We start from the raw sequence: 26,656 nt of genomic DNA, 5'->3' as shown, positions 1-26,656 counted from the left end.
ATGGCGTCGCCCGCTTCCACCGAATCGCACGAGTCGAAAATCCACGCCGAAGCGGGCGCCGCCGATTCCGACGCCGAGCGCGACGCGCGCTACGCCAACCCGTTCGCGCCGCCCGACGAGCTCGAGCCCGACGACGAAACGCATCCGCGCTCGCTGTTCGGCGAGATTCTCGACTGGATGCTCGCGCCGCTTCTGCTGCTCTGGCCGATGAGCATCGCGGTGACGTATCTCGTCGCGAAATCGATCGCGAACGGCCCGTTCGACCGCGCGCTCGAAGCCGATGCCTATGTGCTCGCGCGCCAGATCCAGCCCGTCAACGGCGTCGCCGAATTGCGGCTGCCCGATGCGACGCGCGATTTCCTGCGCGCCGACAACGTCGACAGCGTGTTCTTCCAGGTCCTCGGCACGCGCGGCGAGCTGGTCGGCGGCGACCGCGACATGCCCTTGCCGCACGACGACGACCGTCCGCAGCCGGGCATCGTCGAGTTTCGCGACGACGTGCTGCGCGGCAACGACATCCGCGTCGCCTATACGACCGTCGATCTGCCGCAACTCGCGCCCGGCCGCGATCCGGACAGCACGCAGCCGGTGCTCGTGCAGGTGGCCGAAACGCTCGACAAGCGCAGCCAGCTCGCCAACGACATCATCAAGGGCGTGATCCTGCCGCAGTTCGTGATCCTGCCGCTCGCGATCATCCTCGTGTGGTTCGGGCTCTCGCGGGGGCTCGCGCCGCTGCATGCGCTGCAATCGAACATCCGCGCGCGCCGTCCCGACGACCTCTCGCCGCTCCAGGCCGGCAGCGCGCCGCCGGAGATCGCGCCGCTCGTCGCGTCGTTCAACGATCTGCTGACGCGCCTCGAACAGAACATGGAGTTCCAGAAGCGCTTTATCGCCGATGCCGCGCATCAGATGAAGACGCCGCTTGCGGGCCTGCGCATGCAGGCCGAACTGGCGATGCGCCAGGATGTATCGGCGGAAGTGCAGCGTTCGCTCGAACAGATCGCGACCAGCTCCGAGCACGCGGCGCGCCTCGTCACGCAATTGCTCGCGCTCGCGCGCGCCGAGAATCGCGCGACCGGGCAGATCTTCACGCGCATCGTGCTGACCGACCTCGCGCGGCTCGCCGTGCGCGACTGGGTGCAGGCCGCGCTCGCCAAGCGCATGGACCTCGGTTATGAAGAGCCGCCGTTTCCGGTCGAAGTGGAAGGCAATGTCGTGATGCTGCGCGAGATGCTGTCGAACCTGATCGACAACGCGATCCGATACACGCCGGCGGGCGGGCGCATTACCGTGCGCGTGCGGACCGACGACAGCGATCTCGATCTCGTATATCTCGAAGTGGAAGACACAGGACTCGGGATTCCCGCGGCGGAGCGCGAACGCGTGGTCGAGCGGTTCTACCGCATCCTCGGACGCGAAGGCGACGGCAGCGGCCTCGGCCTTGCGATCGTCAAGGAGATCGCGGCGATGCACGGCGGCGCGCTTGCTATCGAGGATCACGTCTATCAGGAGAGCCCGCGTCGCGCCGGAACCCTCGTGCGCGTCAGCCTGCAGCGGGTTTTTCCTGCCCGGGACAAACCCTGAGCGTCAGGATCGCGAAATTGCTGTAGACGCGCGAGAAGAACGACATTAGGCGAATTTAAACGATCGTTCTAAACGGATGCGCGACAAATCCGCGCAATTAGGAATTTCTTCGAGCGCCCGGACTTCCGAGTCCGCGTCAGAACGCCGTAAGTTTTCGTTCCAATAATCGTTGCACCGGAGCCGCCTAGTCGCGGACCGACATATTCGAATATCAAATCAGGAGACGATATGGCTACGGTTGAGGGGCGCGTGTCACACGCACCGATGACGGCGGAGGAGAAGAAAGTCATCTTCGCCTCGTCGCTCGGCACGGTGTTCGAATGGTATGACTTCTATCTGGCGGGCTCGCTCGCCGTCTATATCAGCAAGACCTTTTTCTCCGGCGTCAATCCGACGGCGGGCTTCATCTTCACCTTGCTGGGTTTCGCGGCGGGCTTCGCGGTGCGGCCGTTCGGCGCGATCGTGTTCGGGCGGCTCGGCGACATGGTCGGACGCAAGTACACGTTCCTCGTGACGATCGTCATCATGGGTCTGTCGACGTTCCTGATCGGCTTCCTGCCCGGTTACGCGACAATCGGCATCGCGGCGCCAGTGATCTTCATCGCGATGCGGCTGTTGCAGGGCCTCGCGCTCGGCGGCGAATACGGCGGCGCGGCGACGTATGTCGCGGAACATGCGCCTTCGAACAAGCGCGGCGCGTGGACGGCGTGGATCCAGACCACGGCGACGCTCGGCCTGTTCATCTCGCTGATCGTGATTCTCGCGGTTCGCACGATCATGGGCGAGGAGCAGTTCGGCGCGTGGGGCTGGCGCATCCCGTTCCTCGTATCGATCCTGCTGCTCGCGATCTCGGTGTGGATCCGCATGAAGCTGCACGAATCGCCGGTGTTCGAGCGCATCAAGGCCGAGGGCAAGACCTCGAAGGCGCCGCTTACGGAAGCGTTCGGCGAGTGGAAGAACCTGAAGATCGTGCTGCTCGCGCTGTTCGGCCTGACGGCGGGTCAGGCGGTCGTGTGGTACACGGGCCAGTTCTACTCCCTCTTCTTCCTCACGCAGACGCTGAAGGTCGATGGCACCAGCGCGAACATCATGGTGGCCGTCGCGCTCTTGATCGGCACGCCGTTCTTCGTGTTCTTCGGGTCGCTGTCGGATCGTATCGGGCGCAAGCCGATCATCATGGCGGGTTGCCTGATCGCCGCGCTCTCCTTCTTCCCGCTCTTCAAGGCGCTCGCGCACTACACGAACCCGACGCTCGAAGCCGCGACGCAGAAGTCCCCGATCGTCGTGATCGCCAATCCGGACGAGTGCTCGTTCCAGTTCAATCCGGTGGGCACGGCGAAGTTCACGAGCTCCTGCGATATCGCGAAGAGCGCGCTGTCGAAGGCGGGTCTGAACTATGAGAACGTGGCGGCGCCGGCGGGCACGCAGGCGCAGATCAAGGTCGGCGAGACCGTGGTGAACACCTACGACGGCAAGGCCGGCGATGCGAAGGCGCAAGGTGCGGCGTTCGACAAGACGCTCGCCGGCACGCTGAAGAGCGCGGGCTATCCGGCGAAGGCCGATCCGGCGCTGATCAACTGGCCGATGGCGATCGTGATCCTGACGATCCTCGTGATCTTCGTGACGATGGTGTATGGGCCGATCGCGGCGATGCTCGTCGAGATGTTCCCGGCGCGGATCCGCTATACGTCGATGTCGCTGCCGTATCACATCGGCAATGGCTGGTTCGGCGGCTTCCTGCCGGCGACGGCCTTCGCGATCGTCGCGGCCAAGGGCGATATCTACTCGGGGCTGTGGTATCCGATCGTGATCGCGCTGGCGACGTTCGTGATCGGCATGCTGTTCGTGAAGGACACGCGCAAGTCGAATGTGTACCACGAGGATTGATGCTGGCCGCTCTTAAGAAATCGTAGAGGAGGGGTTGACAGTAGGATCGCCCCTCGCCATAATCTCGTTTCTTTCGGCGAATTAGCTCAGTCGGTTAGAGCGACGGAATCATAATCCGCAGGTCCGGGGTTCGAATCCCTGATTCGCCACCAGTTTCAAGAAAAAGCCGCTGTTCCAAAAGGACAGCGGCTTTTTGCTTTTCGAATGCCGGTAGTGCGCCAGAAATGGGGCGTTACGCGTCTAAATTTTAGACGCGGCCGGTTTCCGGAGACCGGGTGCTACACGCCACTGTTACCTTCTGACGTGGAGCACACCCCGATGAAACACCCCTACCTGACCACCCGCGCCGGTTCCCGCCACTTCTACTTTCGGCGCAAAGTGCCGCTCAAGCTGCACGCCATCCTCAACCGAAAAGACGTATGGGTCAGCCTCGAAACCGCCTTGCTCACCGAGGCCGTCGCGCGTCTGCCTGCTGCGGCGCTGGAATACGAGCGCCTGATTGCCCCGGGTTGGGCGATGTATCACGCCACCGACGTAGCCGGCGAAGGCTGGCTCCCGCATCGTCTGCGAGCCGCGAGCGACGATGAGCCGTACTCCTACCATCCGACCATCCAGCCGCCCGGTACAACCCGTCTCTCGGCGCTTCAGATTCCTCGGCTCGTCGACCGTTTCAAGGCAAATGCGTTGAGCAACGACGATGAATTCCGGCCGACGCTCTTCGACGATGCACCCGCTCTTGAACAGGATGGGACCGCCTACGACGACGAAGCGCACGAGGCCGTTTTGCTCGCCGCTCGTAAGCAACTGCGGCGTGCGCGGGCGGCCAACGACCTGTCGTCGGTCCGCGAGTCGGTCGAGGAGCATCTCATGTGGGAGCGCGCTTGGGTACCGGCGGCGTCGCCTGAGTTCGCCGACCTGCTCGCCGCCATCGCCGAGGCGCAACTTGCCGTCGTCGACGAAGAGCTTCGGCGTCTTGAGGGCGAGGTCAAGCCGACGCCGGAGCTGATTCCGCTCGTCGATAAGGACGACACCTGGGACGCCGCACTGGCCGGCTGGAAGGATGCTCGGCAGCCGGCGCAGAAAACCGTCGACGACGTCGAACGCCAGATTGAGCGATTCAAAGCGCACATCGGCGATTTGCCGCTTTCGGCACTGACGGCCGACCATATTGAGTCATTCAAGATGCGCTGTCTCAACCAAGACACGCTTGAGCACAGCCGCATCAACACCATTCTATCCTTGCTCTCCCCGCTTGTCAGTCACGCCATTGCCAAGAAGCTGACTGCCCTTGTGCTAAATCCCTTCAAGGGAATGAAATACGCCGACAAGGTCGTGCAGGCGCACCGGAAAACCGTGCGCACCGCTTTCACGGTGGACGAGCTCCAGAAGATTTTTAGCTCGCCGGTCTACACGCGCGGACACCGCCCCAAAAAAGGCGGCGGGGATGCCGCCTATTGGGTTCCCCTGATTGGGCTGCATGCTGGCGCCCGCGTCGAGGACGTGTGCCGGCTCACCGCCGCTGATGTCTTGCAACGTGATGGCGTGTGGTGCTTTCACCTGCATGACAGTAAGCGCGAGAGTCGCACCGGCACGCGCGCTGTGATGCGTTACGTCCCGGTTCACCGCAATCTGCTCGAACTCGGCTGGCTCGACTACGTTGAGGGTTGCCGCGCGGCCGGTCACGCGGCATGGCTCTTCCCTGACCTTTCCGTCAATCAGTACGATAAACGCGGCGCGGTATTTTCCAACTGGTTCAATGAGTATCTGAGGACGACCGTCGGCATCGCGGACCCCGCGCTGGTGTTTCACAGCTTCCGGCATACATTTCAGACGTTTGGCGAGCTGTCCGGCGTCAGCGCTCAGGTCATTGAAGAGCTCATCGGGCATGCGCCTGACAGCCGCTATGGACGTAAGGAGGCCGGGGTCAAACGCCTGCCGTTCGAGTTGCTCGCACCGGCGATGGAACGTCTCGACTTCCCGAACCTGCAACTGGGACACCTGCCTTACGCAGGTCGCGCGTAATACCTGCGCATGCCTAAGCGCAATCGAGCCCCGCTCGTAGATTGCGGAGGCCGGCCGCCCACGCGGCCGGTCCTACAACGGACGGACTCGTGATTTCGTATAAACCAGCTCGCTAAAGGTTTTAAAAAGAGTTTCTTCGAACCTAAGAGAGTTCTTTAAAAACCAAAAAAAAGAGTCTCCTTACAGGAAAGAGGCGTCTTCGTCTCTCGTCGCCTGCAACGAGGACGCCCAGTGGCTCATCGACATCGATGGCACCCGTTCGACTATGGGAGCGTGGAGCCCAGACCCATTAGCCAGAATCCAACGACGCATGCCTGGTCGACGTCGAGAGACGCACTTTGACTCTAACCGGACGCATCAGTCGCCCAAGAACTCTTCGCCAGACTTGATTAGTTGGACGAGGAAGCTGTCATCCACGAATTGAAGACCGCCATCTAGGGGTTTACCACCGGAAGAACCGGGGACCGAGGACCTCAACGGAGGGAGCCGTTGGTGGTGGTCGACTCCTGTTCCTCAAGGGCAGAAACTCGTAGTGAGTTTGCGGTCGCAAATTTGAGCAAGTACGGACAGTCGCTATAGGTCGTATCGCAGGACATTCAACACGTAGCCTAACGACGACCGGTGAGCAAGTGAAATACGAACAGCTTTTTAGCGACAACACGCAGTCCAGCATCGACGCGAAACAACTCGAGGCATATGCACGATATTGGTATGCCCGAGCCTCCGACTGTGGCCTGATTCCCATCGAGGAAGCGGTGGCGCAGTACGGACCTGGCGAGTGCACGGCCGTCAACCTTCTACTCGCTCTTCTGGGAAGCGCACGCGAAGAACTTGGCAAAGGGCAGCATACGCTCGCAGCTTGTTGCGAAGAACTCGCGAGTTGGGGCCTCCGGTACGAGAACTATTTCGGATGCCAGGTGCTCGAGTCCCATGATGGACATCGCACTGTTGAGTGGTCTTTAAGCGACGATACCGTTTGGGTTAGCCTTCAAGAGGTCCTGCAGGCCATGCAGTCGGAAGGCGAGATACCTGAGTGGTGGGATGAGGATATGACCAACTACGAAATTTTCACGCACAGCGGTTACCGCTATGTCTTGGCACACGATTTATCGAGTGATGACCCGCGTCATCCCGATTACGAGGATGAGCAGCAGGACGAGTTCATCGCTTAACGACATGCCCCGCACGGCGGGGCATTTTCTTTGGCGTCGACGAATTCCGACCAGCGCACACAGAAGTTGGCGGGGTACGAATCCGTCGCCGACCGGTCTTGCGCGCCGAATCGCCCGCCGGCCCGCAGCCAGTTGCCAGGCGCTCCGGTCGCGCTCTGTCATGCGCGTGCATCACCCCGCCTTCAAAAATTCACCGGCAGGCCTCCGGCGTCCGGCATAGGGTCGATTTCAAGAAGAACGCGGATGAGGAATAGTCTCGGCGTGTCAGCAGGAAGTAAATCACGCAGGTGCTCGTTGAGCTCAAGCCTATGGTCCCCCTTAAGACGCAACCGCCTCGTGAACAATGCAAGCGCGAACTCCGCGGCGCCCTCACCTTGCCGCCTGTCATGTTGCGCAAAAATGCCTTTTAGCAGGTCTAGCATGAACTGGCTCTTGTTGTGTTCCATCGAGTAGTCGAACTCGCCCATTCGCGCGCACCTGAGCAACGCCGCCTGGATGACGCCGTCGTTGTAGCGAGTGAAGTTTTCCGGGTCCAGAATGACCTGCTGAAATGCATCTGTAGACAGGCGAAGGGCTACGTCCTCGAACTTCTTCTCCCTCGCATGCTGAAGTATCGCGCCAGCCATGGCGAAAACACCTGGCGTTGTGTCCGCGGTGTCTGGGTTGTACTCAAAGGCCCAGAAGGCAAAGTCACGCCGCAGCTTCAATGGCTCCATCAGGTTGGCGTCGGACCCAATAAACGTCCGTTCAATCAATCCGGATGGCGTACCCTCGAGGTCGGTGAGACGTCGCTCGAAATGTTCCCCAAAGGCGCTCCGAGCATTCTGCAATACTCTAGCCTCCTCGGAATACGAGTCACGGAGTCCAGCACCTACTGCAACTTCGGCATATCGCTGGATTTCAATGTTCGCTTTGGTTGCGGAATACCTTAGATTGCCCGTCAACGCACCTATCTGGTTCGATGCTTCGGCAACTTGCGCCCCAATCAGGTAGGTGCGTGCTCCTTCGTGGAGGTCTCTCAAGTCACGGCTGATTGACAGCAAGCGCGTCCCACGCCCTACCACCGCTGCCACGATGAGCAGACCCGCGTCTTTCGAGATATGAACCGCGCTTGCTTCGACATCGACCTCGTTGATTACGGGAACCGCACTTTTCCGTACCATGATTTCAGCCAGACCTCGTGCACAATCTTTAGCCAGCTTTCGCGATGCCGAATCGTTTTGGTGAACAATGGCGTGCACCGATGCCGGCGTCCTCTGGCGAAGCATACGTTGCAGCCAGTCGACGAAGGACGGGGTCTCGAGCAGTTTTTGGCCATCGAGATAGACGGGACGGACCTTGCCATTGATGTCCTCGCGCCCAAGGATGCTCAAGGCGCCGCTTCGCACGAACTTGCAACAAAAATCTTCTCCTTTAGCGTCTTTGTGCTTGTCTCGAAGCAGCACCGACTTTGGCATCAAGTCGGCCGGCGCAAAGTGCTCTCCGATAATCGGCAAGTCTCGCAGGTGTTGGGCGCTCGGCTGTTCGCCCTGGCCTTCCGGGAGGCTTCGTGCGTAAAGCGCGTTCTCTTGCCCCTCGGCACCTTCGAGAGTTAGCAGCGTGACCACCTCGTCCTGATGACAACGAGTGCGCTTCCTCCAGTCTCTTTCGAGGTTCAACGACGATGAAGCTGATATAAGGCAAAAAGAAGTTCCAGAGAGGGGCCTTTCGATTGTTTTGAGGCCATCGTGCGAATGAAAGCTCACTACTCGAGGTTGCGGCGCACCGTAGAGCACGCAATACATATCGCGCAGAGCGTATGCGACGCTCGCGATACTCATGGAGTCGATATAAATGACTTCGAGGTCGCTTCTCCATAGGTTCGCCCGCTTCTTCAGCTTGGGAAGCAACGCAAACGCTAAGAACTGCACGGCTTCAACTTCAGTTAGCGCTTCTTCTGTCCGCAAGAACAGCGTCGAGCGTCGTTCGGACGGTTTAACAAAGGTGAACCCAGGCGGAGCCGTGACCAGCACGTGCCGCGCAGAGAACAGCTTTGCGAGCCCCGCCGTTCGAATATCGGCTGTCTTGCTGCGCAACAGCGCCTTCAATCCTCCAATGCGGTTTCTCAGTTGCGAGTGAAGGCGGACAGTGCCATGGTCGTCGAAATCGCATAGGCACAGGCATACTTTGGTCGACGTCCGGTCTGCAGCCTGCTGCAGGATTGGTTCGCGGAAGCGCCGCTTGAGCTCATCGGCTTCGGTTGACGAACAAACAATCGCCACGACATCGGGCGCGTTCACGGTCTGTAAGCCGTGCTCCATCGCGTCTGCCAGATAAAGTTCGTGGAGCTTTCCGGGAGGCTTGAACAAAAAGTGGAAGTTGCGCGCTTTGCCTGCGGCGGGCAGCACCCAGTCAAATGTAAAGAATCCCTTCATAACAAGACCTTCGAAGCCGGAACAACAATCGAATAGCAGGCGCCTTCCGCCATGGGTAGTTCCGGTCGGTTCTTGAGCCAGTGCTTCGGCTCAAACGATACTTTCTCTTTGGGACTTGAAAAATCCTGGGTGAGACAGACCCGTCCGGTCCTCAATCGAAGGTAAGCGTTAAGTTGCTGCAGCATCCGAAGTACATGCGAAAGCCCTCCGCCGCTGCCTGCGGTACTCTTCGTGGTCGCGTGCATCTCGAAACATTTCCGGACGAGCGCTACCTCCTCCTCAATTGTTAAACTCGTAATATCGTCGTCGCCTCCACCGTGGCGCGAAAGCCAACGACGAGCGAGCCCGGGGCCGGTATCTACGACGGTCAATTCCAACAAAGACGTCTGTTTGGTGGCCTCTTGCTTGCCTTCAGCGTTCGGATACTTCCTCCGATTCGCGATGTTGTGCAACAGGAAGATGGAAAGCGGTGGGTCTTCCTCTCCCAGATGAGCCGCCGCATTCTTTGTTTCGAAAGAGATAAACTTGGCCATCACCGCGCGCAAACCCTTGGAGTAAGGTCGGCCATGCTCGTCGGTCGTCGCGTGCTCGTCTGTATTGCGGAAAAGCTCATAGAGAAGCGTTCCCAGCGCGACACGTGATGACTCCGCCATCGTCTGGCCAGTGGTTGGCGCACACGCGGCAATCAGACGAGAGGTCAAGTTCACGAAATCCTCTCGAGACCGAACAGCGCCGACCTCTGCCCTAGAATAGAGCGGAACGAGAAACTCGTTCCTCGCGCGGGCGAAGCAGCCTAAGAATGCGCCTCGCCCATGCATCGTGCTGCGGAAGTTGCCATCCTGCATCGCCTCTATGCGCGGAATCACGTTCGCCAACGCCTCTCGAGTCGATAAGGGCGAGCCAGCGCTGGACGCGATGGTTTCGGAAAAGTAGGCAGCCGCCATGCCATGAGGCTCTCTTGCCAGAACCTCCGGCAAGTCTGACGACCCTTTTCCATATGGCCTCAAGGTCGGGTGCTCGACGGTGCGTGACCACGCTGCTAAGAACTGTACGAGCGAACCGGGCACGCCGACGTTTCCTCCGAATCGCAGGCTCGTCTCGAGCTTCAATTCAGAACTCTCGGGAAGCAATTGATAAGCTTCCTCTATGTCTTTAAGACTCGTAGCGCTGGGAAATGAAATCATGTCGTCTTCGCCGATGAACTCATCCAATGAGGCAGCATCTTGTGCTCCTTTGGCTGCAGAAGACTACCAGAGAAGCACGACCGACCGGTCGCCCTGCTTCGTCCTGGCGCACGGGCTCGGCACTTCCGCTCAGATTCGGAATGCCTATTGGCAATCCGTGGTCGTCTGGTTGCCGAATCGATAGGAATTGCAGTGCACGACCGGACCCGGCGTTACCACAGCGGTGCGTTGCGCTGCGGCCGCTTGCGCTTGCAAAGCCTGCGATTATTGCATCTGTGCCGTTACAGCGAGTGCCCCGAGAACTTGGGAGCGGCTCTCCTGTGCTGCTTGACCTCCATTCGCAAGACTTGCAATCAAATCCTGCCGAATCTCCTCAGCGTTTCCTGGTTGTGCCAGCATGGCCGCGCAGTAGCGGTCGACGCGCCCACTAACGTCGCTCAATCGTTCGAAGTGAGGCTTTATCACATCGCACCACCCTGCAAACCATCGAACAACCTTCGCGCCTCGATTGAGTGCGGCCAACTCACGACCATCCGCGGCCGCGTTTCGACATGCATTCACGCGTCCGTCGAACCGACGCCTTCAATCGCGCGTACTGCCAGTTCGAAGAGACCATGACGACTGCGACCAAGCATACAGACCTTTTCGTCGCAGCCATTAGGCTCTCATTTACTTACATGCAGCGTTCTAAGTTAACGGCGGCAGGTGAAATTCTTGAAGGGTCGAATTGAAACTGGCCTGGTTGCCTGCGTGGACGTGGCTCCCGGACAGTAAGTGCCGCCGCTCTTCGTCGGCGCCGCGCGTCATAAAGACACACCGAGGTCATCGATTACCGTTCGCCCCTTGCCAAGACCGAGGTATCAGCGCCTCCCCATTGCGGAATTGCGGTAGCAAATGCACGAAATCCATGCCATCGAATGTGTGCGCCGGCACGTGCTCGAACACAATCATTTGGAACTCGGTCTCGTATTCCTTATTCATACGCCCAACAAAATCGTTGAGGAGTTGGAACGCAATCGAAACCTCTTCGCTGTCGCTGTCCGTAAGCTTAACCTTATCGTCAGCCTTGTTGTTCGGATAGTACGGGCGGCTCGGCTGGTCGATGACGAGGCAAGTCGGGACAAACGGCGATTTATGGCTTACCGCCACCTCATGCAATGCGAGGAACTGAAGGAGGTGAAGAAACATGTGGTTTGAGCTGCTGCCGACATTCTCGATATAGCTTGTGCGCGGCTTGCGTAACCTCAGACGCTTCTCGTTATACGCAAAGTCAGTAAGGTAGCTGGCGTAGTTCGCAAGCGCATCGCGGGTATCGGTTAGCAAGCCCTGCGCAATCTCGTTAATCATTGAGATGACGGCGCCTCGCGTCTCATCCACGTCGCGGACGACGATTTCGTCAATCTGCGCCTGCAGCGACTCCTCCGTGGCGCCAGCGCTTTGCTGAAGGGTGGCCGGGCCGCTAACGGAGTCGAACGTCCGAAATCGCCCTTTGGCTTCGCCGATGAACAGCCATTTATCTCGCTCGGACGCGAACGATGTGGGCTCTTGAGGCAGACCGCTCAGTTCCTGCTGGAGCGCCGCCTTCTCTGCCTGCAACGCTCGCGACATCGTACTAATCTGGGCGGCCAGCGGCTGGCTACGTGAGGTCGACTTCTTTACCTCTAGAAGGTCGGACTTGAGGGTGCTGATGAGTTGGCCGAACACCTCGGACTTCACGAGCGCAGAGGACCTCTCCAACAACTGTTGGATTGGCAGAAGACTGTCTTCAGCATTCTTCAGCGTGTCTTTGTAACCGCGATACTCCGTGGCGAACTGGTTCAGCCTTCGAAGCCTCCGGTCAACCGTAAACAGTTGCGCAGTCACCTCGGCATAGCGGTCAAGCGCTTTGCCTGTATCGACAGACGCAGCGGCCTCGATTGCGTCCTTTACAGCCGCCTTTGAGAGGCCCTTGGGGTCGGCCTGGAAGAGGCCATACTCTGCAGCCTTCACCGCGATTTCACGAACTTCTTCATCGAAATCGGGCCGGCCGGCGGTCACCTGCGCGTTCTTTCGCTGCACGCGCCTCAGTTCCCTTTCGAGCGCCTCTAGACGCTCGCGGGCACCGATGTTCTCAAGGTCGTCGATACCCAGCGCAATGTCAAATATCCGCGGCAGCGCCTCGCGATAGCGTTCCTTTTCCTGTTTATCGAAGAACATCTTGCTGTTGGTGATGATGTCTTCCGAGATAGTGTTGAAAAGCAGAAAGTATCGAAACGAAATCTTGGAGTTCTTCTTTATCGCCTTTCCGCCGAATGGCATGGCGACCTTCTCATCGATAGAAAACTCGCTCTCGATGACTTCCCGAAGGTCCGCTTCACGGATGTTCTCTTCTGGCACATCCGGCACGACTCCCTTCGAAGAAAAGTAGTACTCGGACACTACCTTGTTGCCAGCGGGGCTTCTCCGGGCGAGCGCAAAAGTCTTGTCATTCACGTAGAACTTGAGTCCGTACCAGTCAACGTTCTCGTTGATGATGCTATCTGGCAGCTTGTGCGAGCTAGCGAGGAAGCAGTAGTCGATGATGTCGAGCAACGCGCTCTTGCCCGTCTTACTACCACCGGAGAGCACATTGACTCGATTGCGGTGGAACTCAAGAGAGCGGCGCTCGCCCTTCTTCGACCACAAGATAATGGAATCAAATCCGAATTTCAAAGCTTCACCCGAAAATTCAAATATAGTTCATCGGCCGGACTTTTCAGCAGCGCGGCAATATGTTCAGCCGCCTTCGTTATCCGTTGCGCTCGCCTGCCGAAGCTTGGGTCGATTTCCACCGGATTGACCAAGACGAGCTCGCCATCAAACCTTACGTACTGCGCCTCGATGACCAGTTGAATAGCGTTCACAGACGTCACAAGGCTTTCGGTAAACCTTGAGTCAAAGTTGATGAACAGGTCAGGCCGCGATGCCGCGAGCGTGGCCGCTGCCCGCCTCGCAACGCTACCGTTACCTAGATGCTTCACGGTCGCATCGTGCATAACTAAGGGCATCACAAGCATTGCTTTGGGCAGACTCAATCGTGGCGCATGCGCCATGACTGCCAGCAGTGCTGTGGCGCATATGCCGACGTTGTTGTAGCCCGACCATCTTTCAATCATGCTGCTCCCAATCTCTGTGCCACCCGATGCGCCCCATGTCCGACAAGTAATACAGTTCGCCGTTGCTAAGTCTCACATTCAGGCTGCTCTCGGCTAGCCTAAAGCACACGCGTCTCAGCATCCTAAGGATTCCCTTCGCGACTGTCTTTATGTCTTCCTCGGTGTCATAGCCCTCGAACGCGTCAATAAATTCGTTCTCCCACTGCGTGATAACGTCGCTATGCAACTCGGAGACATCAGCGCTGACAAGGGTGCCCTCTTGCACCCATTGTTCCAGATACTTAGAGATTTGAAGCTTGAGCGTTGTGTACTTCACCGCACTTTCAATATCGGACGGCGACAACGCAGAGACATCCATCAATCGACGGATGAACCGCTGGTCCAAGACATCGTCAGGCAACTCCGGTTTGAATGGATACTGCACGAGCGTTTTGCTACGCGCGTCGTCGAAAATCTTCCAATAGCGCTTACGAAAATCTTCAAAGGTGACAACAATCTTTTCGCCTTTCTTGATAGCGATAAAGTTGTCCTCCCGGATATTAGAATCGAGCCGCGCGAACGTCGAATCTATCTTTCCATCGTCAATGAATGTTTCTTTAATTGAACGCTTGACTAGACCGATGATATCGTCCAGGCCAAGGTCGAACCGGATGTTACTCAAGTATTTCTGGAGTACGGAGTCATCCAAATCCGCAACGGCAGCGATGTACTTTTGTATCTCAGCATCCGTCGTTTCCCCTTGGAGGGTCAGGATGCGGTCCCGGATTGTGGAGAACTCTGTGGTACCGCCCTGAAAGTCGATTAGCGCCCCCAGGAAGTGATTCCTTTTGCTATGCGACTTATTAGATACTAGATGAAACTCCGTCTTGTCGACAAACTTCAACTGCGCCGGAACCATTGCGCGCTTTTCGGCGTCGTCACCGATTATCTTTGCCCAGTTGTAGAGGGTCTTCCAGAGGTCCGCGTCAAGTTCCGTCAGAGCGACGGGTAGGCCGGATGCACTGGTCCGTACCGTATGCTTTAACTGGAAGAGAACGATGAAACTGGCGTCCAGTTCAGTGTGCACATCGTCCAAAATCTCGAGGCCAACGCTTTGCCCGACGCCCAGATTCAGGATACGATGAAGAAAATAATAGTACTGGTAGTCGAACCCGATGCTTTTGTCGTCAGCACTGGTCGTTTCAGTGAAGCTTTTCTCTTGTGCCACGTGCTGGGCCCAGTCTTATTTTTAATTTAAGCACTTTGTCCCCGTAACGCCCGTGTGCAAACCACAGGCCTCGGCGACCTCTCTCGCGCCCAGCACCGATTGACCAGACGCTGTCGAGCGCCAAAATTTGCTGCTCTCGGCGAAATTGTTTGCTATTTTAGCCGAATGCTGGAAGCGCTGGCTTCACATTTTTCCAAACACCGCGCTACGACTCGGGAAGTTGCGATTACGACGATTTGGTGGCCGCCTCCTCGAAGGTAAGTCGAGTTGGCCATGGTTCCTCGGATAATTGGTGGAATGCTCGAATCTGTCAGGTGCACCAGCTTATTTCTCGAAATCGCCACCTCAATGCTCCGGGGCAGGCCAATCGGAGCTGTGCGCTTGAACACCACTTATTTGTTGCTTGGCAAGAGCGTGCGAAGCCAATGGACTGAGACAGTTCCTTCGATGCGTCCTGCCGCGCGGATAAGAAAGTGCGCGGAGCAGAAATGATGCACTTAACGCCGAGCGACACCGTTGGGATGCGACGAAGCCATTCAGCACCAAGGCCCCGCCGAGCGAAACGGCCTCGGCCGCCTCTGCGATGAGAATGCAGCCGAAACTCGCGCCAAGTATCCAATGGTCCGTCGACTGAGAGAAAGCGCGTGCGAGCGGTAGGCAACCGCGCGCGCCAAGAAAGAAGCATCGTATCCTTCATGCCGATGCCTTCGCGCGGTGCCGAACCGGTCGTCGTCGCCTCCGACCCAGGAAAGTATTATAGCCGCCTGCATGTACATCGCTGACACGGCAAGCGTCCTCGCCTCCTTTGATTAGTGGTGTGCATCATCGAACTGCTTCTCCTGAACCGCAGTCAGGTTAAGCGCGGCTAGCAGGTCCGACCTAGATAACCCATACTTTGCTCCCAGTTCACCCGCCGTCACGGCGACTGCCGTATGGCTTCCATGCTTCACCGCCTCATAGAAGCTGCGGCCCAGAACATATCCAACTTTGTATGGGGTGGCGCGCGAACTCATTTCGAAAGCGCTTGGGTCCTCCGCGGCTTCCACGCCATGTGCAAACCCGGAGTCGCGGACTCATAGGTCTTGGCCATCACTTCCCCAGATGACGAGTTGGCACTAGGCCGCCTGGTCGGATTTGTCGATAAGCAAGGAGTCCAGCGTGTTATGCAGGCTGAGAAGCTCCGCTGAACTGCGACCCTTCACAGCGTATTCAAGTAGGTGCTGATGGTGGGCGCGCTTGATTCTTGCCGTTTTCGCTGCATCGCGGATGTGCCGGTCATTCAAGTGCCAGTCGTGTACACTGAAAAACATCAGGCCGTAGGATTGCGACAGGACCTGTGCAGCGTGCTCAGGGATGCGCACCCGTGGTTCGGCCGTCGGCGAGTCCTTTGACGTAAGCCCTTTGCTCTTCATGTCGCGTTTGCTGGGAAACACCGCATAGGTCGCGTTACTGTGAACAGCGAACTCTCTCGCCGTCCGCGTTTTACAATAGAACGCTCCCACCATCGTGAGAGCGAAAATGAAATGGTTTAACTGGCCGCCGTGCGCAGCCTGAGGCACCCCATTAGGCCCGTTCGACCCACGCCCTCTGATGTATCGCTTCTGCAGCTCTTTCGCCCAGATGGAAATCGCGATGACATCTGTATCGGTCATGTGACGCTTGAAAAAACCATCCTTCTCAATCATTGTGCCGTGGTAGCCAAACCACGCGGTGAGAAGCTCACGGAATCTGTGCTCGCTTTCGAGCGAGTCCGAGCGTTCGACGAGCGGTACTTCCGTGATGCCTTTCCTGTTCAGCTGCTGCACAATCTCGACGCACATTGCTTCGGCTTCCAGCCCTCGCGCATCCTTCGCGGCAAACTCCAGCAGGCACTTGTTAGCTGAGACATTTGCGCTGGTCACGGCGATAAGGCTTGTGGGGGCGGAGGCTATCCGCTTGTCGCTTTCCCGCTCCTGGTCCAGCCAATGACATATGCTTTGTAGCGCGGCGTGAGAGCAGCGGACGGTTACTTCGCCTGGTGTCGCAACGTCGTCAGGCAGAGGATTGTTCTTCCGCCATTCCTGCTCTCCTTCGCGTACCGCGTCTGAGAGCATCTGGTCCAGAATTAGCAGGTTGTACCCGAAGGCCGTATCGGAGCTCAGTGGGAAATGGGCCGTATGCGGGTTGCCCGACTCAATATAGGAAAGCCACTTCAACATACCAGCATACGCCGTTCGCGTCTGATGGTCGTCAATCTCTGCAAGAAGCCCCTCAAGCAAACGCTGCCGCGATTCTAGATAAGCGTTCGCCGCAGCCTCATCCTCCCCGGGAGAGTCAGTCGACAGGAAGCGCATCGACGCGCCACGCGATGGGTCGATACGAGATATGCAGTCGTCGTCGTCCACCCACGCGGATAGTGACACGTCGCACTGCACGACGGCCAGCCATTCGCGGTTCACCTTTTCCTTAGAATCCTGGTCTCCATGCTCCCCGACAGCTCGGAAGGCTTTCGCTAAAGGACCAACTTCGTCGACGTGCCTATTCAGCAATTCTTGCACGTCCTTCTTATCCATCGAGAGGATTCCGGCCAGCTTGCGCGTGACTAGCGCGCGGTCGCCTTGGAGATAGAGACTACGGGGTCGCCCCATATTGAACCTCGCTTTTTGTGTTCAGGTGTGCACCGACCCGTGTCGGTGCGCCTTGTTCGCTGGCTTAGGCAGGCGCGAGGCCTGCGCCCGAAGTGGCGGGCTCGAGCCCATCGTCTTCGCGCAATGCGTAGTGCACCTCGCGATGTGGCTGGATACCCTCGGATTGCTGACGCATGCGACGGATGTCGTGCAACGCCAGAGCCAACGCATCGACCTCGTCGTTGGCATCGCCATTTCTAACGTACACGCGCGCGAGCGCGGAAGCATGTTTGATGGCACCGTTTCTCGCGACAGAACGCGCACAATGATAGTGCTCATTTGCGGCTACCAACGGACCTTGCACCGCCTTCACGGCTTTTTTCATGGGTTTCTCCACGGAGGAAAGTTGCGGAGCCACAGTTTTCCCTCACCGCGTCGCTTTTTGTGGTTGAGATTCACGTGATGCCCCCAACCCGCCAACAGGGACCGACAGCTCTTCGGATTCGCATGCCGTTCGAATGAGGCGCGGGTGCTATCGGGCAGACTCCGCCTCGACCATGCACCGCCCAGCGTAGAACGCGTTCGACGAGTTCTGATTCTTGGCGCGCTCATAAGCGCCAGAACGACGTTTGCCGGCGGCGGCTAAAGAAAGGACTGGTTGAGGCGGCGACTCGATGGCGCGAAGAAATGGACGCACCTCAAAGAATGGGATGATTTGTGGTGGCGCTAGTCGACGACGGCAGACGATTCGCGCATGCCTTTCCCTAGGAGCGGGGGTCGTCTCTGGCTCGGCGAACATATCCGATGGAGCGCAAAGAAAAAGCCCGCTCATTGGCGGGCTGAATCCATATCAGTGGAGACATGGAGGAGACTAGCTAAGTATAAACCCTATTAAGCCGGTTGCAAGCTCTAATTTTCAGCGCAGGGGAACTGATTCGGAAACGCCATGCGCGGCGTCGTCGGACACGGAAGTGCAGCGTAAAACTCCATCGGCGGTAGGCGAAATCCGGTCCGTCAACCACTTGCCGCCGTGACCTTGACAGTCTTGTAGGGATTTTGCTTTTCACCGCTAGGTCGCAGAGCACTTGTATTGCGTTACGTGGGTTACTCCGGCGGCAAGCGTTTGTTATCGCGTTTTCCTTACATATGCCGTTTGCCTTACCTACACTTGCGATACCGATGTCGAGGAAAAGGACCTTCCGTGAACCGCGAATTCGAACGACGGACTGAACGCGAACTGGTCCTCAACCATCTCGAGCATTGGGAAATGCCTCGAACTATCGTGCTCTACGGACCAGAGGGTATTGGCAAACACGAGTTCTGTGACTCGTTGCGCAAGGACTTCGTCGAAAAGCGGCCAAAAACGGTGGTCGTTACGATTGGCTGCACCCCAGCCATGCGCGAGGACATGGTTGGTGTCCTCTTGTCCATTCGAACTGAAGTTTCGAAACAGGCGCGTAAGCAGAAGTGCAGACCTGAATTTTTGGCTTTCGACTTAGCTTTGCTTGAGTACTATCGTCAGAAGCAAGGGGAGTTCGAAGCGGAAAAACTCGGGGACAAGCTGGCGAGCCTGTCGGACAGCGTTCTACGCAAGTTGGTCGCTAAATCTGACGCAGCATTTGGGGTCGACTATGTGACGCCCGCCATGGGCGCCGCAGGCGCTGCCGCTGCACTTGCTGGCGCGGGCGCCGTCGGCACCCTCGGCGTCGCCTTGATTCCCGTAGTACTCGGCGCTCTTGCAAAATGGGGATTACCCAAACTTCTGGAGCAGGTACGAGCGCTCGAGGCGAAGGCTGCCTATAGTGGAAAACCTGAGGCTAGTATATTGCGAGATGTCGGCGGTCTGTCGCCAGAAAAGATTGAAAAAGAGCTCCCGAGATTACTCGCGGAGGACATTCGCGCGTTCCTAATAGCCGACGGAACGTTCCGCCTCGTGTTCATCTTCGAAAACTTCAACAGACTTTGGGGTGGAGAGGCACTTCAGATTCAGCCACATCGCTTCCCGCCTGATGCACCGCTACAGCAGTTGCGTCGAGCGTTGACAGACGCGCTTTTCGTTATCACTGACCTTACACCTGCCATCTGGCAGGAACCTCTTGGTGACGAAGCCAGTGCAGTGACTGCGAATGACATCTGCTTCTGCGAGTTCCATCCTCTGTCGGCTGATGCTCAGAGATATTTTCTCTTGGAACAAGGCATTACCGACCCGCTACTTCTGAACGCGATTACCGAGACCACGCAGGGACACCGCGTCTGGCTGCAATACCTCGCCGAGCGATACCAGATGCTGTCAGCGGACGGTCAAGCAGTGAAACCAGAACAGCTCCGTTTGTCCGTCAAAGAAATTGACGGTGTGCTCGCACCTGCCCCAGAGCTGGTCCCTCCATGGCTACAAGAAGCTGTTCGGCGCCTGTCCGTCTGCGTGTGGTTCGACCGCGACCTTTTCAACTTCCTCGTTGGCGCGGATAGGGGCCACTTTCCGATTCGATTCGACGTGTTCAGCAAAATGTCTTATGTCCAGAGTAGCAGTGATGGAACATACGCAATCCATCCTGTGTTTCGCGCTCCTGTTCTCAGCTCAATGGCCGCTCAAGACCCAGAGCAACTCCAGCGCCTCAGGAATGAAGTCCTTGCTCATCTTGTCAGTCGGAGCAATCTCCGCAGCTTCGTCCAGGCGTCCATCGAGGCTTACGACACCGTGTGGAACCTTGCTCGCGGGCCGAACGCGGCCGAGGCTATTGCCGCGTATCTCAAATCGCCCGCGTTCACCGCGGCATTTGCAGCGAGCCTGGGGCTGAGGAACTGGCTTACTGAACATCAGCAACGGCTGATTGACCTGCAACGCACGCACGAACGGTTGGAGGAAGCGGCAGCGCAGTTGAGGAAGGCATACGACCCGGATGAACCGGTGGATTACGCAGAAATATTTGACGCGGTTTGGCGAAGAATGCGCGACGGAATTGTTGCCCGATTCGAGTATGCCCCTACGCGGGTCGAACACGAAGCCTCAGCGCTCCGAGCTTCGCTTTCAAACCGGCTAGTCGCGGACATGTACCACTCCCTAAAGCTCAATGGCATAGATGTACCGGTGAATGCAATTTGGCCCCCTGCGGTTGCTTTTGGAGATGTCACTCATGCGGAACGAGTCCGTCGTCTCGCCACAGTCTACAGTCTCATCTTTGGAGAAATCGAAAGCACACTCGATACTGAAAAATTCGAGTACGTAACGCTCCGAGAAGACTTGATGAAGTGGCATGCCGCGCTAGCGTCGCCGGTCGAACGAGACGACGCTAAGCAGCTTACGGTTTGGAATCGAACAACTTACTGGTCCACCTTTGAGGCCAATGATGCGCCGCCGCCGCCCGAGGCGCTTGAATCGGTGATGTCTCGATTCGAACAGATGTTAGCTGAAGAGGAGCATCCGGGAGCGCGAGCACTGCTCGGCCTCGTCGGGATGGGCTACGTACAACCCTTCGCGGACGGTGCAGATAATGAGACGTTTGGTCGCCTGCTCATGAACAAGCTTCTGGCAATTGGGGGATATCAATGGGTTGTTGTGCCGTCGCAGAACAAAGAGGCATACTTCGCGGCTCTATCCAGTGCATGCATTGAAGCCTCCGACGACATCGGAGCATTCATCTGCGCGCTCCTTCACGACCAGTCAAGAGTGCCCGGGCAAGCAATCGCGAGTGACCCCTCCGCGTCAGATTGGCCAGACAGATTACCTTCCCCTTGTTGAGTTGAGTCACCAAGAGCGGCTGTCGAGTCAATATCACAACCGCATGCGAGAGCAAGGCGATGGGCCAAGACGGTAAGCCGCTCGCAGGTGGCCTGCTAAAGCGTCCTTGAAAAAAGGGTGAGGCTGATGCCGCCAAGCTATTCTTGAGCCGCAGAAGGCAGGCTCGACGGCCGCTGGCTGCTTGCGGATTTGGGCTTGTGTTCTCCAACCTTAAGGTGGTCGATTCCTAGAATGCCCTCTTCGTTGGGGCGTTCTTAGCGCCCGTAATCACGTCCCTCGTAGACTCGCCCGCTAGAATCCGGGGAAAACCTCATTGAGGTTTTCTTCGGAAGGAGCGGTTCCCGCACTATTTTGACCAACGGTGTGTCATAGTTCGCCGAATGACCCCACGGAGGAGAACATGACCACACTCGAGAAAATCCAGGCGCGTATGAAGATGCTTCAGACACAGGCCGAAGCGATTGTCGCCAAGCAAGCTCAAGCCGCAGTGGACCAGATTCGCGAACTTATGCTGAAGCACGGGCTTACGACTGCAGACATTGAAGCCAAAGCGAAAGCGAAGAGAGACGCAAAGGCAGGCGGTCGCACTGCCGCCAATCGAGGCGTTAAGGCACCTATCGTTAGCAAAGGAAAGCTGCCCGCAAAATACTTGAATCCAAAAACCGGCGAGACTTGGAGCGGACACGCTCGACCGCCCGCTTGGATTAAGGACGTCAAAGACCGCACGAAATTTCTCATCGATGGCGCTGGTAGCGCGTCTTCAGCAAAAACGGTCGCCGCGTCCGCCGGAAAGACTCCCGCTCGCAGAGTGCAATCAAAAGGTGCGTTGCCTGCAAAATACCAGGACCCCAAGTCCGGACTGACATGGAGCGGTCGCGGTCCCGCACCTGCGTGGCTGGCCTCTGCCAAGGACCGGTCCAAGTTCCTGATTGAGAATGCCCCTGCCGCCTCGTCGGATTCTCCCGCGACGAGCAAGTCGACCAAGTTGAAGGCCGCACCGGAAACCAGCGTCGCGGGCAAAAAGGTGGGTGCCAAGAAGGTCGACGCATCGAAAAAGCCTGCGGGCGCAAAGAAGGCTGCGAGGAAGGCTTCGGCAAAGTCAACCGTCACTGCAAAGAAGGCCTCTGCTCGCAAAACAACGTCCCGGAAAGTCACGCCCACGACGACGGCGGTGACGACGCCGACGCCTGAAGCAGCGACTACCGTCTCGGCGTGAGACCAGGGTTAATCTGCGGCGTAAACCATTAGGCCGGCCACAGGCGGACCTGAGCCGCATTCTGTAGCGTCGCGGTCTCGCTGTCGACGCCGCGCGTGCGGCATTTTGGGAGCACGGCGGCTCGGACGCCGGTTGCGACGTCAGCTACACCGACTTTCAGTACGCAAACAGCATTCTCATCGATGACGTCATCACCCTGCCCCTTCTGCGAGATTCCGAAGTCACGCATCGTCGCACAGAACTCGCACGCCTTCTGGATACACGATGGCTACCCGGTTTCGCCTGGGCATAGCCTCGTTATTCCGAAACGCCATGTTGGCTCATTCTTCGATGTAAGCAAAGATGAGCGCGAGTCCCTGCTAGCCTTACTTGAGCACGCGAAAGCTGCGTCGGTCGTGTCTTTCAACCCCGACGGATTCAACATCGGCATCAACGATGGTCCAGCGGCCGGACAAACAGTGCCTCACCTTCACATTCATCTAATACCGCGCTTTGTGGACGACGTTGCAGACCCTCGCGGCGGGATTCGGTGGGTAATACCCGCGAAGGCAGACTACTGGAGCCAGCGCGATTGAGCACAAGCCTACCGCCATCCCCAGAAGCGCAGCTGGCTTTCCTCGCGAAGCTTCAACGACTGTTCGCGGAAGGCGACTTCACTGCGACCTACAAACTCGCGCTCCTGATTGCATTTGCAGAGCTGGCGGTCGAACATGGAACCGATGACGGAGCAGAGCTCCACTTGACCGTTCGGCAGATTGCTGAACGGTTCATATACCTATATTGGAAACAAACGACGCCATACGGGACAGGCCGTGTAGGATGCGAGCCCGGAATTCTGATTCAAAACCTGGGCGTCCAGGCCGCTGTAGTGAGCGCTATCGCAGAATTCCGCGCCAGCTCGCCTTACTCCTCTGCTTTGCAAGCCTCCAGTCTGCCCCAATATGCCTCGTTGGTTTCAAAGGTCGCGGCGGTAGTCTCTGCGCAACCTCTGAAATACCTGCAAAACTTTGCCGGCGCGACTGATTCGTTTCTGTATGAGAGACAGTCGCGTGGGGTGGTCAGATTGAAGCCTGGCGTAAGCTATTGTCTTCGCCGCTTTTACACCCTCGTTGAACAGATGGCACGGACGAAGTGGGTCGCGCATATCAAGTCGAACCGCCGCAACCATCCGATTCTCGGGAGCTCCGACGACCTCGCTGACTTCCTATTCTCGTCGTCTCGACAGTCTCTTGCCATCATCGGTGCCGAATTGCGCAAGCTCGATGGACCGAAATGCTTCTACTGTGGGGAGGGTCTGAACGAAGCCGATGTCGACCACTTCGTACCGTTCTCGCTCTACTCGCGTGACCTTGCTCACAACTTCGTTCTGGCGCACGCCGCTTGCAATCGAAGCAAGTCAGATACGCTTGCGGCGAAGCCGCACCTCGAACGTTGGCTCGAAAGGCTCGTGCACAAACAACAGCAGCTCGCTGAAATTGGACTGCTAGCCGGTGTTTCAGGCGACAAAAGGATTGTCCAACGCGTAGCAACGTGGGGTTACACGGTCGCGAGCGATACGGGCGGACGGGCATGGTTGTCCCCTGCCACATACGAAGACGTCGATTCGCTCTATCTCACTTTGCTCTCAGAGGCCTAGACGATGTGTAGGTCCGATGCAGGTGCTCTACGCTCCTCTGTCTGGCACGGTAACCGCCTCTGACGACCCGTTCGCTGCAACTAGCTGCGTCGAACGCTTTGCGTGCTGACTGCAACTAAGACATTATTGCTGCGAGGAGCAAGAAACCTACGCACACGTCTCGAGTGTTCTGGCAAGTGACGGAGCAATCAAGCCGCTTAAGCTGCTCAAGCGTGACAGTGACCGAGAAAGTGCCCCCCCGAAGCACTTCGGCTATTGGTATTCGAACCAGCTTACTACCCGTTCCGTGGAAATTTCATCCAATTCCTGTCGCCCGCAGTCTCGCGCGATGATGACCGCGCCCACTGGCGCAGACTTGCTGGCTGACAGACGACGCGGGGCGGAGAACGTAGTTCCTACGCTTTGGAGCAGAATCCGGTCGCTGCGATTTTCTCCAGGCACAATTGCTTTGACACGGAGCAACCGCTCCCCGAGTGCGCCGGCAATATTCTCCAGCCAATCGAGCGCCCCATCCCACGACACTTCTTCATGAAGCTTTGCGCGGAAGACGCGGACTCTCGGATGGAGCAAGCGGCGGCGCCCAGAAGTGCTGTTCGACACATCGCCGGTGACCGGAGCACCGTTGCTTTGTGGCTGAAACGCTTCGCGGGCACGGACCGTCGCTGAGAATTCGTTGACAACATGAGCCATCGGATTGACGGCAGCAACTGCTTGCAATGCTTCGTCGCGTTTCCCGCTAGGAACGAGGTCGACTTTTGTAAGCACGATTGTGTTGGCACCGACAAGCTGGGCAACAGCGTCTTCAAAGTCGCCGGCCTGCATCGCGGGACGACTGCAGTCATACGTTGTTATTAGGTGCAGCTTGAGCCGGAGCTCAGCGAGTTCCTGCAACGACGAGACGATTGGACCTGGCCGCGAGAGACCGCTGCACTCCAACACAATACGAGAAAAAAGTTCTTTGCCCGCGGCCCTACGAAATTGAACCAGGTCCTGAACGGTCGTGACGAGGTCACTCGTCATCGAACAACAGACGCAGCCGTTGCTGAGCGTGGCCATCGACATGCCACGCCCCGATTCGGAGAGTACTGCTCCGTCGATATTTATCTCGCCGGCTTCATTGACGATGACGGCTGTGTCGGAAGCGTCCTCGCAAGCGAGCAAAGCCTCGAGAAGCGAGGTCTTCCCGCTGCCGAGCGCCCCGGAGACAATAACAAATTGAGGCCCAGATTGCATAATGACCTCACTTTGTGCGCAAATTCTTGGACGCTTCCGGCCAAGTCCCTGCCACCATCTCGCGAACGTCTGAAAGCAGCTCGTCGACGTCGTACACCATCCCTCCTCGAATCGTCTTTTGAAGGCACCGCTTGAATTCAGGACCGTTCGTCTCCTCATTCAGTCGGACCGCACCGGTGCCATACAGCAGCTTAAAGTCGGTGAGCGGATTCTGGTCGTGAACCAGGATGTCCGCACGTTTGCCGACTTCCAGCGTGCCGGCTTCGTCCTCAATACCAAGGAGCTCCGAGGCGTGTGACGTCGCCGCGCGCAAGACTTCGAGCGAAGAGAAGCCGGCCTCTTGGAATAACTCAAGCTCACGAACAAAGCCGAAACCGTAAACCTGATACATGAATCCTGAATCGCTGCCCGCGCAAACGCGCCCGCCGCGATTCTTGTACTCATTGAGGAACGTCATGAGAATGCTGAAGCTTTCCTTCCATTCGATTTCGTTCTTCACCGACCATCGATAGAAGTACGCACCGTGTCCGCCTCGTTGGGGCTGAAAGTACTTCCACGTTGTGCTGTCCGTGTACTCGTCGTGCCAGTCGGCGCGACGTGCACGCATCAGGTCACGGTTACTGTCGTACACGTTCATCGTCGGAACGAACGTGTGACCTGCTTCCAAGAATGCTTCGATGACCTCGTTCCACTTGGCGCTTCCTGGTCGCGCTGCTTGAAGGAAGGCCTGCCCGGCGGTCGCAAACCGCATGTACTCGTCGTTGTAGTTGTAGTCGTCAGCGACGCTCTGGAGTGTGCGACCATCGAACAACGCTTCAGGGATGCCGTACGCGTGCTCGGTACTCGTGAGACCCCAGCGAGCCGTGCGTAGCGAGTTCATGCGACCAACTGAAAGCTGCGCATGGTGACAACACGTCCGCAACCCGAGCTTCTTACTTTCGTCGAGAGCCGCTTGCATGATTGCAGGCGGTGCTCCGAAGAATTTCACGCCCCGCGCACCTTTCGCGTGCGCCTTGCGCAGCCATTCGCGACCTTGCTCCGGCGTGTAGATGGTCTTCAGATAGTCGTTGACCGCCGGGAAATAGACGTATGGATAGAGCGTCGGCGCGGCAATCTTGCCTTCATCTGCGGCGGCAGCCTGCTGCTGCGTCCACGCGAGGCCGTTCATCGTCCCGGCTTCGCGTACGCTCGTCACACCGTGCGCGAGCCAAAGCTTGTAGATATAGTCAGCCGGCAGCATCTCGCCGTTCTCAGCATGGAACGGCGTACCGATATGCGCGTGGCAATCGATGAAGCCAGGCGTGACGAACTTGCCGGTGCAGTCGATTTCGTGGTGACCCGCTGCTGGTCGACGCGCCGAGTTGATGGGTAGTCCAGGGACACCGACCGCCGCAAGCTGAGTAATGCCCCCGTTTTCAACGACGATGTCGGCCGGTCCCCACGGCGGCGCGCCGGTGCCGTCGATGACCATCGCGCCACGCAGCACGAGCCGTTTGAAGGGGCCAATGCCGCGGTCTCGCGTCGTTGCCGCCTGCACTTGTCCCAGTCCCTTTTTGGCGAAACCTGCCACCATTTCTTCGCCAACTTCAATCTCTGTTGCGGGCGTGCTCATGCCGTCTCCA

At 57.9% G+C, this 26,656-nt stretch carries 17 protein-coding genes, 1 tRNA gene and 1 pseudogene; 9 read left to right on the top strand and 10 right to left on the bottom strand.

Annotated features, from left to right (window positions below):
- The 5 genes from NK8_RS02580 (at window position 1) to NK8_RS02560 (ending at window position 6,665) form a co-directional block, all read left to right on the top strand.
- A complete protein-coding gene (locus tag NK8_RS02580; RefSeq protein WP_162064949.1) occupies window positions 1-1,584 on the top strand; it encodes a sensor histidine kinase in 1,584 nt (527 codons plus the stop codon).
- Window positions 1,585-1,812: 228 nt separating this feature from the next.
- A complete protein-coding gene (locus NK8_RS02575) occupies window positions 1,813-3,471 on the top strand; it encodes an MFS transporter (RefSeq protein WP_061172887.1) in 1,659 nt (552 codons plus the stop codon).
- A gap of 75 nt (window positions 3,472-3,546) precedes the next feature.
- Window positions 3,547-3,623 (top strand) — tRNA-Met (locus tag NK8_RS02570).
- Window positions 3,624-3,789: 166 nt separating this feature from the next.
- Window positions 3,790-5,493 (top strand): site-specific integrase, encoded by a 1,704-nt coding sequence (locus NK8_RS02565; protein WP_213227253.1) that lies wholly within the window; start codon window positions 3,790-3,792, stop codon window positions 5,491-5,493.
- Between the two features lie 629 nt (window positions 5,494-6,122).
- Window positions 6,123-6,665, top strand: coding sequence for a hypothetical protein (locus NK8_RS02560; RefSeq protein ID WP_213227251.1), 543 nt, complete (start codon window positions 6,123-6,125; stop codon window positions 6,663-6,665).
- 182 nt (window positions 6,666-6,847) lie between these two features.
- Here NK8_RS02560 and NK8_RS02555 read toward each other — a convergent pair whose 3' ends face one another.
- The 8 genes and pseudogenes from NK8_RS02555 to NK8_RS02520 all read right to left on the bottom strand — a co-directional run bounded on the left by NK8_RS02555 (window position 6,848) and on the right by NK8_RS02520 (window position 17,595).
- Window positions 6,848-9,079: a hypothetical protein gene (locus NK8_RS02555; protein ID WP_213227249.1), complete on the bottom strand. Its 2,232-nt coding sequence runs from the start codon at window positions 9,077-9,079 to the stop codon at window positions 6,848-6,850.
- On the bottom strand, window positions 9,076-10,290 hold the full coding sequence (locus NK8_RS02550; protein ID WP_213227247.1) for a hypothetical protein: 1,215 nt from the start codon (window positions 10,288-10,290) through the stop codon (window positions 9,076-9,078). The genes NK8_RS02555 and NK8_RS02550 overlap by 4 nt, the downstream gene beginning before the upstream one ends.
- Before the next feature lie 795 nt (window positions 10,291-11,085).
- Window positions 11,086-12,954, bottom strand: coding sequence for a DUF3732 domain-containing protein (locus NK8_RS02545; protein ID WP_213227245.1), 1,869 nt, complete (start codon window positions 12,952-12,954; stop codon window positions 11,086-11,088).
- Complete coding sequence (locus NK8_RS02540) at window positions 12,951-13,397, bottom strand: three component ABC system middle component (RefSeq protein WP_213227243.1); 447 nt, start codon at window positions 13,395-13,397, stop codon at window positions 12,951-12,953. Before NK8_RS02540 ends, NK8_RS02545 begins: the two co-directional genes overlap by 4 nt.
- Window positions 13,390-14,604 (bottom strand): ABC-three component system protein, encoded by a 1,215-nt coding sequence (locus NK8_RS02535; RefSeq protein WP_213227241.1) that lies wholly within the window; start codon window positions 14,602-14,604, stop codon window positions 13,390-13,392. The genes NK8_RS02540 and NK8_RS02535 overlap by 8 nt, the downstream gene beginning before the upstream one ends.
- Window positions 14,605-15,413: 809 nt before the next feature.
- A pseudogene (locus tag NK8_RS43650) lies at window positions 15,414-15,656 on the bottom strand (DUF2623 family protein); the annotation flags it as partial.
- A 63-nt stretch (window positions 15,657-15,719) separates the two neighbouring features.
- Entirely contained in the window at window positions 15,720-17,156 is a 1,437-nt protein-coding gene (locus tag NK8_RS02525) for a hypothetical protein (protein WP_213227237.1), read from the bottom strand.
- A 139-nt stretch (window positions 17,157-17,295) separates the two neighbouring features.
- Entirely contained in the window at window positions 17,296-17,595 is a 300-nt protein-coding gene (locus NK8_RS02520) for a hypothetical protein (protein ID WP_213227235.1), read from the bottom strand.
- Between the two features lie 816 nt (window positions 17,596-18,411).
- On the opposite strand from NK8_RS02520, the gene NK8_RS02515 reads away from it, so the two are divergent.
- From NK8_RS02515 to NK8_RS02500, 4 genes are all read left to right on the top strand, one after another.
- Complete coding sequence (locus tag NK8_RS02515) at window positions 18,412-20,949, top strand: hypothetical protein (protein WP_213227233.1); 2,538 nt, start codon at window positions 18,412-18,414, stop codon at window positions 20,947-20,949.
- A 400-nt stretch (window positions 20,950-21,349) separates the two neighbouring features.
- A complete protein-coding gene (locus NK8_RS02510; protein ID WP_213227231.1) occupies window positions 21,350-22,165 on the top strand; it encodes an H-NS family nucleoid-associated regulatory protein in 816 nt (271 codons plus the stop codon).
- 182 nt (window positions 22,166-22,347) lie between these two features.
- Window positions 22,348-22,740 carry an HIT family protein gene (locus tag NK8_RS02505; protein ID WP_213227229.1) on the top strand — a complete coding sequence of 131 codons (393 nt, stop codon included), beginning with the start codon at window positions 22,348-22,350 and terminating at the stop codon, window positions 22,738-22,740.
- Entirely contained in the window at window positions 22,737-23,801 is a 1,065-nt protein-coding gene (locus NK8_RS02500) for an HNH endonuclease (RefSeq protein ID WP_213227227.1), read from the top strand. The genes NK8_RS02505 and NK8_RS02500 overlap by 4 nt, the downstream gene beginning before the upstream one ends.
- Window positions 23,802-24,053: 252 nt before the next feature.
- On the opposite strand, the gene NK8_RS02495 is transcribed toward NK8_RS02500, so the two are convergent.
- Window positions 24,054-25,034, bottom strand: a complete 981-nt coding sequence (locus NK8_RS02495) for a GTP-binding protein (RefSeq protein ID WP_213227225.1) — start codon at window positions 25,032-25,034, stop codon at window positions 24,054-24,056.
- Between the two features lie 7 nt (window positions 25,035-25,041).
- Window positions 25,042-26,646 (bottom strand): amidohydrolase family protein, encoded by a 1,605-nt coding sequence (locus NK8_RS02490; protein WP_213227223.1) that lies wholly within the window; start codon window positions 26,644-26,646, stop codon window positions 25,042-25,044.
- Window positions 26,647-26,656 lie beyond the last annotated feature (10 nt).

The sequence above is a fragment of the Caballeronia sp. NK8 genome (assembly GCF_018408855.1).
Lineage (GTDB): Bacteria > Pseudomonadota > Gammaproteobacteria > Burkholderiales > Burkholderiaceae > Caballeronia.
The sequence above is the reverse complement of the archived record's forward strand: the minus strand, read 5'-3'. Positions and strand labels throughout refer to the sequence as shown.